The sequence below is a fragment of the Vibrio sp. 704 genome, from assembly GCF_033339295.1.
This window is the reverse complement of sequence record NZ_JAWOUH010001000.1, coordinates 1-522: the sequence shown is the minus strand read 5'-3', so window position 1 is coordinate 522 and position 522 is coordinate 1. Positions and strand designations below refer to the sequence as shown.

Annotated in this window: 1 pseudogene; it reads right to left on the bottom strand. The window is 48.3% G+C overall.

Annotated elements, in window-relative coordinates:
- Nucleotides 1-108: 108 nt before the first annotated feature.
- Nucleotides 109-522, bottom strand: a pseudogene (locus tag R7R24_RS30330) (Bcr/CflA family drug resistance efflux transporter); the annotation flags it as partial.

The following is a 522-nucleotide window of genomic DNA, read 5'->3' as shown; positions in this document are numbered from 1 at the left end:
CTAAAGTTAAATCATTCTCATCAATAAATAGAGGGAGTGTGATATGAAAAAAGGGACACACTATTTCGTGTGTCCCTTTTCAATGTTTTGGTCAGATTGAAATGGCGGTTAAATGACTTGTGGCATTTCGTTTGAGTGATCGTGCGCTCTGTGTACCCACAATAGGCCAAGCATCGCGACAATTGACATTGCCATCATCAAAACACCAAGCGGCATTTGGTTGTGCGCTGGGAATAGCGATGCAAGCAAGGTTGCAATACCTGCGCCCAAGTTCTGCATGCCACCCAGAGTCGCACCAGCTGTCCCCGCGTGGTAAGGGAATGGAGCAATTGCGCCTGTTGTTGCCGCAGGGAACAGAATGCCCGCACCTAGGAAATAAATAGTTGCGCCACCAATTAACGTCAGTGCAGTTGTTACGCCAAACAAGCCTGGGATTAATACGACGGCTGAACCGATAAAGATCGACACCAAGCCAACATTTAACGCACGACGCTCAGAGCGACGCTGCGCGATATAGCTAGA